The 6768-nt window shown below is 74.6% G+C and carries 5 protein-coding genes; 1 reads left to right on the forward strand and 4 read right to left on the reverse strand.

Translation table 11 applies throughout. The features are described 5' to 3' along the window. The first annotated feature begins 333 nt into the window (after positions 1–333). Positions 334–2502 (forward strand): AAA family ATPase, encoded by a 2169-nt coding sequence (locus tag ACFU6K_RS26965; protein ID WP_380667216.1) that lies wholly within the window; start codon positions 334–336, stop codon positions 2500–2502. A 30-nt stretch (positions 2503–2532) separates the two neighbouring features. Here the strand turns inward: ACFU6K_RS26965 and ACFU6K_RS26970 are convergent, their stop codons facing one another. From ACFU6K_RS26970 to ACFU6K_RS26985, 4 genes are all read right to left on the reverse strand, one after another. Continuing rightward, positions 2533–3519: an NAD-dependent epimerase/dehydratase family protein gene (locus ACFU6K_RS26970; protein ID WP_380667210.1), complete on the reverse strand. Its 987-nt coding sequence runs from the start codon at positions 3517–3519 to the stop codon at positions 2533–2535. Between the two features lie 125 nt (positions 3520–3644). Then, complete coding sequence (locus ACFU6K_RS26975) at positions 3645–4691, reverse strand: hemolysin family protein (RefSeq protein ID WP_380667212.1); 1047 nt, start codon at positions 4689–4691, stop codon at positions 3645–3647. Then, entirely contained in the window at positions 4688–6031 is a 1344-nt protein-coding gene (locus ACFU6K_RS26980; RefSeq protein WP_380667214.1) for a hemolysin family protein, read from the reverse strand. The genes ACFU6K_RS26975 and ACFU6K_RS26980 overlap by 4 nt, the downstream gene beginning before the upstream one ends. A 256-nt stretch (positions 6032–6287) precedes the next feature. Further along, on the reverse strand, positions 6288–6728 hold the full coding sequence (locus tag ACFU6K_RS26985; RefSeq protein ID WP_380667218.1) for a PH domain-containing protein: 441 nt from the start codon (positions 6726–6728) through the stop codon (positions 6288–6290). Between the last annotated feature and the right edge of the window lie 40 nt (positions 6729–6768).

Raw genomic sequence — 6768 nt, forward strand, 5'->3', positions numbered from 1 at the left:
GCTTGTTCCCCCGTGAGCCGGGGGCGCCGTCCGGTCCCCTTCCGAAACCCGCTCCCCCGCCGCCCGTTTCGTCGCCCGGCCGCTCAACGGCCGCTCGCGCGATCGCATTTGACCCTGTGCGGCACCCTTCCGGATCAGCGCCGCGCCGGTACGATTCCTGGCAGGCGCAGTCGCGCCACAGGGGGTCGACGACCACCGGCCAGGCTAGGCGCAGGCAACCCGCCGGCCGAGCCCCGGGCCGCACCGCGGGGGGCGTGAGTGACGACGGTGGACAGTTCCGACAGCACGGCGGGCGGGCCGGACCGGCTCGCCGACCGCGCCTGGCTGCGCGCCATGGACGCCTACACGGCCGGTGCGTACACCCGGGCCGAGGAGGAGTTCCGGGCCGCCGTCCGGCTGGACCCGGGCATGGCCGACGCCTGGCTCGGACTGCACGCGCTGCGCAGCGACACCTCGGCCGCGCTGCTGGCCATGTACCGCCACCAGAAGCGGTTCGGCGAGCAGCGGCGACTGCACCGGCGGCCGCTCGGTTCCTGGTACTGGCTGGGCTGGTGGGTGCAGCCGGTGCTGGAGGACGCCCGCGACCTCGCGCTGGCGCACGCCTCGCACTGGCTGGACGGCCGCCACCTGGCCGAGCTGGACCGGGCGTTGGAGCAGTGTCCGGCGCCCAGCGAGGACCCGTCCGCCCGCTTCCTGTACGCCTGCCGGTCCTACCTGCTCAAGGACTGGGAGCAGCTGATCCGGGACACCGACCGCCTGCTGGACGACCCGCTGCTCGGCATCGAGGCCGGGCTGTTCGCCGGCATGGCGCGGGTGCGCCTCGACATGTGCGCCCAGGCCCAGGCCCCGCTGGCCGCCTCGCTGGCCCGCTGCCGCTCCGAGCAGCCGCAGCGCAAGGAGCTGCGGTACTGGCTGGCCCGGGCGTACGAGGGGGCCGGGCGCAGCGCCGCGGCGCTGCCGCTCTACCGGGCGGTACACCGGGCGGACCCGGCGTTCATGGACACCGCGACCCGGCTGACGGCCATCTCGGCCGAGGACGCGCTCGCCGACGGCCTCGTGGACGCCATCGCGGACGGGCTCGCCAACGGTCTCGCGGACGGGCTCACGGACGGGCTCACGGCAGGCGGGGGCCCGGGCACGGCCGACGCCGCCGCACCGGGCGGGCCGAGTGCCGACCCCGGCTACCCGGACGAGGCCGGATACCCCGAAGTGCCCGGGTACGGCGAGGAGTTCGGGGAGGCGGGCGGGCCGGGCGGCGCGGCCGTCCCCGGCGACGGGGGGTCGAGCGGCGCAGCGCCCGGCGGACTGTCGAACGGCCCGCTGTCCAACGGCCCGCTGTCCAACGGCCTGCTGTCCAACGGCCTGCTGTCCAACGGCCTGCTGTCGAACGGCGGCGGGCCCTCGGTGGACGCCGGACCGGTGGACGGGCCCCCGGCGGACGGGGCCCTGACCGGCGGCGCCGTGCTGGACGGGAGCGTGACCGGCGGCGCCCGACTGGACGGCACCCCGGCCGACGGCGCCCCGCAGGCCGCCGGGGAGCGCTCCGGCTCGGGCGCGCCGACCGGCCCCGCCGTACCGCCGCTGCCCGCCCTCGGCCGGGTGCAGCCCCGGACCGCCGCCGTGCCCGAACTCCGGTCCGCAGGCGACGCACGGGAGTTGGACGCGGCCCTGGCCGAACTGTCGCTGATGGTCGGCCTGGAGCCGGTCAAGCGCCAGGTGCGGGCGCTGTCCGCCCAGTTGAGAATGTCGCGGCTGCGGGCCGAGCAGGGCCTGCCCGTCCAGCCGCCGAAGCGCCACTTCGTCTTCTCCGGCCCCTCGGGTACCGGCAAGACCACCGTGGCCCGCATCCTCGGCCGGGTCTTCCACGCCCTCGGCCTGCTCTCCGGCGACCACCTCGTGGAGGCCCAACGCGCCGACCTGGTGGGCGAGTTCCTCGGCCAGACGGCCGTGAAGGCGAACGAGCTGATCGACTCCGCGCTGGACGGCGTGCTGTTCATCGACGAGGCGTACAGCCTCTCCAACTCCGGCTACACCAAGGGCGACGCGTACGGCGACGAGGCGCTCCAGGTGCTGCTCAAGCGCGCCGAGGACAACCGGGACCGGCTGGTGGTGATCCTGGCCGGCTACCCCGAGGGCATGAACCGGCTGCTCGCCACCAACCCCGGCCTCAACTCCCGCTTCACCACCCGGGTCGACTTCCCCAGCTACCGCCCCGGCGAGCTGACCGCGATCGGCGCCGCGCTGGCCGGCCGGGACGGCGACGGCTGGGACGAGGACGCCGCCGAGGAGCTGGCCAGCATCTGCACCCACGTGGTCCGCGAGGGCTGGATCGACGAGCTGGGCAACGGCCGGTTCATCCGCACCCTGTACGAGAAGTCCTGCGCCTACCGGGACCTGCGGCTGACGCTGCTGCGCGAGCCGCCGGGCCGGGAGGACCTGGCCACCCTGCGGCTGCCGGACCTGGTCCAGGCGTACGGGGAGCTGATCGACGGCCGGAGCTGATCCCCGCCTCCGGGGGACCAGCCCCCCGGTTCAGCCCCTGAGGAGCGCGGCCTCCCGCTCCCGGTCCAGCCCGACCCTGGCCCGGTCGCTCCGCTGCGGCGCGCTGCCGCCGACGGACCGCAGCCAGGCCCAGGTGGACTCGACGGTCTCGGCGACCGGGCGGCAGCGCAGCCCGGCACCGAGCGCGCGGTCGACCGAGCCGGTGTGCAGGAAGTCGTACAGCTCGCCGGGCGGCAGCCAGATCGGCAGCTCGGTCCACGGTTCGACGCCCGCCGCGAGGATCCGCTCCGGGTCCGTCCAGCGCAGTTCGGCGTCCGAGCCGGTGGCCCGTACGCAGGCCTCCAGCAGCCCGCCCATGGTGGCGTGGCCGGAGGGGCCGACCAGGTTGTACGGGCCGCCGAGCCGGGCCGCCGAGGCGTCCAGGAGCCAGGCCGCGAGGTCGCGCACGTCGATGTACTGGAGGGCAAGGTCGCGCGGCCCGGGGGCGAGCACCGGGCCGCCCTCGGCGATCCGGTCGAGCCACCAGGGCAGCCGGCCGATGTCCTCGTGCGGGCCGATGATCAGCCCGGCCCGGGCGAGCAGCGCCCGCCCGCCGAACTCCGCCTCCAGCGCCAGCTCCGCGCCGCGCTTGGCCTCGGCGTAGGGCACCTCGCCGGTGAGGTCCGGGGAGGAGTCGACCACCGGAGCGGCCTCGCCGGCCCCGGCCACCAGCGGGTGGTCGTACACCGACCGGCTGGAGACGTAGGCGTAGTGGCCGACCCGGCCGTTCAGGAGGCGGGCGCTGTCGCGCACCGCCGCGGGGGCCCAGGACCAGGTGTCCACCACCGCGTCCCACTCCCCCGAGCCGAGCGCCGCGAGGCCGTCCGGCGCGGTGCGGTCGCCCGTCAGCACCCGGACGCCCTCGGGCGCGGACCGCGTGCCGCGGTGGAGGGCCGTCACCTCCCAGCCCCTGGCCAGCGCCTCCTCGGCGACGACCCGTCCGACGAACCCGGTTCCACCCAGCAGGAGAAGTCTCATGCCGACCACCCTGCTACCAGGGTGGCCGGCATGGGAACGGGTGCATGCTCAGGGCAGAATCGCCAGGAGCGGACACGCCGTCGGCGAAAGCCGGAACCCTCCGGGGAGGCGCCGGCCGACGGGCGTCAGGCCGTGGCGCGGTGGTCCGGGTCGTGCATCTCGCCGACCAGCTCCTCCAGCACGTCCTCCAGCATGACCACGCCGAGCGTGCGCCCGTCCTGGTCCAGCACGGCGGCCAGGTGGCAGGTGGCCCGGCGCATCGCGCCGAGGGCGTCGTCCAGCGGGAGGCTGCCGCGCAGCACCGTGATCGGCCGCCACAGGCGGGCCGGGACGGGCGCCGAGGGGTCGTCCACGTCGAGGATGTCCTTGAGGTGGACGTAGCCGAGGTAGCCGTGGCCGGCCGGGTCGCCGTCGGTGACCGGGAAGCGCGAGAAGCCGGTGCGCAGCGCCAGCTCCTCGACCTCGGCGGCGGTCGCCTTGGTGTCCACGGTGACCAGCTGCTCGGGCTTGAGCAGCACCTCGGTGACCGGGCGGCGGCCCAGCTCCAGGGCGTCCTCCAGGCGCTCCTGGCGGCTCTCGTCGAGCAGCCCGGCGTCCCGGGAGTCGGCCAGCAGGTACATCAGCTGCTCGGTGGTGAAGACCGACTCGACCTCGTCCTTGGCGTCCACCCGGAACAGCTTCAGGATGCCGTTGGCGGAGGCGTTCAGCGCCCGGATCACCGGCGCGAGCCAGCGGGCCAGCCGGTCCAGCGGCGGGCCGAGCCAGAGCGCGGCCTTCTCCGGGCCGGCCATGGCCATGTTCTTCGGCACCATCTCGCCGAACACCATGTGCAGGAAGACCACGAGGGCGAGCGAGATGCCGAACGAGAGCGGGTGCATCAGGCCGGACGGGACGCCGATCGCGTGGAACGGGCCCTCCAGCAGCGAGGCGATGGTCGGCTCGGCGAGGGCACCGAGGCCCAGCGAGCAGACCGTGATGCCGAGCTGGGCGGCGGCCAGCATCGCGGAGACGTTGGACAGCGCGTGCAGCACGGTGCGGGCGCGCTTGTGCCCGGCCTCGGCGAGCGGCTCGATCTGGCTGCGGCGCACCGACACCACGGCGAACTCGGCGCCGACGAAGAAGGCGTTGCCGAGCAGGAGCAGCAGCGCGACGGCCAGTTGCAGGACGGTCATCGGCCCTCCTCCCGGTCCTCGTCGAAGCGCGCGGGCGCGGTGGTGCGCTCCACCCGGACCTCGGTGGTGCGGTGGCGGTCGACACCGGTCACGGTGAACCGCCAGCCGGGCAGCTCGGCCTGCTCGCCCACCTCGGGGAGCTTGCCGAGCAGGTCGGCGACCAGGCCGGCCAGGGTCTCGTACGGGCCGTCCGGGGCGTTCAGGCCGATCCGCTCCAGCTGGTCGATCCGGGTGCGGCCGTCGGCCTCCCAGACCGGCAGGCCGTTGACCGGCGGCAGCGGGAACAGCTCGGGGTGGTCCTCGGGGTCGTGCTCGTCCTGCACCTCGCCGACGATCTCCTCGACGATGTCCTCGACGGTGACGACGCCGGCGGTGCCGCCGTACTCGTCGACCACGATGGCCATCGGCTGGAGGCGGCGCAGCTGGTCGAGCAGCCGCTCGGCGGGCAGCGTCTCGGGCACCAGCAGCGGCGGCGAGGCCAGCTCGCCGACCCGCACCAGGCCGCGCCGGGCGGCCGGAACGGCCAGGGCGTCCTTGAGCGTGACGATGCCGGTGACCTCGTCCAGGCTGTCGGTGTGCACCGGGAAGCGGGACAGGCCGGTGGCCCGGGTCAGGTTGATGACGTCGGAGGCGGTGGCGTCGCGCTGGAGCGCGGCCACGTCGACGCGCGGGGTCATCACGGACTCGGCGGTCAGCTCGCTCAGCGCGAGGGTGCGGACGAACAGGGTCGCCGACTCCTCGTCTATCGCGCCGGCCTTGGCCGAGTGGCGGGCCAGCGAGACCAGCTCGTCCGGGGTGCGGGCGTGCCCCAGCTCCTCCTGCGGTTCGACGCCGAAGGCCCGGACGGTCCGGTCGGCGGTGCCGTTGAGGAAGCTGATCAGCGGGCGGCAGACCCGGGAGAAGGCCATGTGCGGGGCGGCGACCGCGCGGGCCACCTGGAGCGGGCGGGAGATCGCCCAGTTCTTCGGCACCAGCTCGCCGATCACCATCTGGACGACGGTGGCCAGCACCATGCCGACGATCACGGAGACGCCGCGGGCGGCCGAGTCGGGCACGCCGATGGCGGACATGACGGGTGCGAGCAGGGTCGACAGGGCCGGCTCGGCGAGCATGCCGACCACCAGCGAGGTGACGGTGATGCCGAGCTGGGCGCCGGAGAGCTCGAAGGAGAGGTGCCGCAGGGCCCCGGCGACGCGGCGGGATTTGGCGTCGCCCGTCTCCGCGGAGCGTTCCACCTCACCGCGCTCGACGGTCACGAAGGCGAACTCGGCAGCCACGAAGAGGCCGTTGGCGAGGATCAGGAGAACGGCCGCGAGCAACAGCAGCCAGGCGGTGATCACAGTGCCGCCTGCCTTCCGGGGAGCGGAAGCGAGGCGGCGCAGGTACTACCGGACGGATCGTCCATCGAGGGGGAGTGTCACTCCTCTGGTCGGGTTCGGGCACTCGATTTTCGGGCAGGGCGAACTTTGCCCTGCTTTTACCAGCGTAGACCATACCCGGATGGGCGTAGGAAGCCCGTTCGGCCCGCCGGGGGCGGGGAACCCCAGGTGGGAGGCGTCTCAGGCCCGGTGCCGGCCTTCGGGCCCGGGCGCGGGCTCAGGCCTGGGCGTGGTGCTCGACCAGGTCGCGCAGCGCGCGGGCGTCCGCGATCGCCTGGTCCTTGCCGACGCCGGACTGGATGCCGACCGCGGCGAGCGAGGTGCCGTCGGCGAGGTCGAGGGTGGCCCACGGGTCGCCCTGGCGGAAGTTGACCCGGACGATCTCGGCCCAGGCCAGCCGGCGGCGGCGGACGAAGTTGACCACCGTCACGCCCTCCGCGTCGGCGCTCACCTTGGGGCGGGCCAGCATCAGGCCGACGGCGGCGAACAGCACGCCGCTGGCCGTCATCATGATCCGGTCGTTGAGCTGCCAGTTCTCCGGGAGCAGCACGGCCATCACGGAGAACAGCACCACCATCAGCACGCAGACCGGCAGCAGTACGGCGCGGGTGCGGCGCGGAGCCCAGGTGACGGGGAACTGGACGGACGGCGTGGACACGTGGGTTCTCCGGGGGTGGTTCTGGTGGCGGCAGCACGAG

Source organism: Kitasatospora sp. NPDC057512 (assembly GCF_042802135.1).
GTDB lineage: Bacteria > Actinomycetota > Actinomycetes > Streptomycetales > Streptomycetaceae > Kitasatospora.

Excerpts from the sequence above, each read along its gene's own strand:
- ACFU6K_RS26965 (WP_380667216.1), top strand. The coding sequence starts at position 334 with ATGGACGCCTACACGGCCGGTGCGTACACCCGGGCCGAGGAGGAGTTC.
- ACFU6K_RS26970 (WP_380667210.1), bottom strand. The coding sequence starts at position 3,519 with ATGAGACTTCTCCTGCTGGGTGGAACCGGGTTCGTCGGACGGGTCGTC.
- ACFU6K_RS26975 (WP_380667212.1), bottom strand. The coding sequence starts at position 4,691 with ATGACCGTCCTGCAACTGGCCGTCGCGCTGCTGCTCCTGCTCGGCAAC.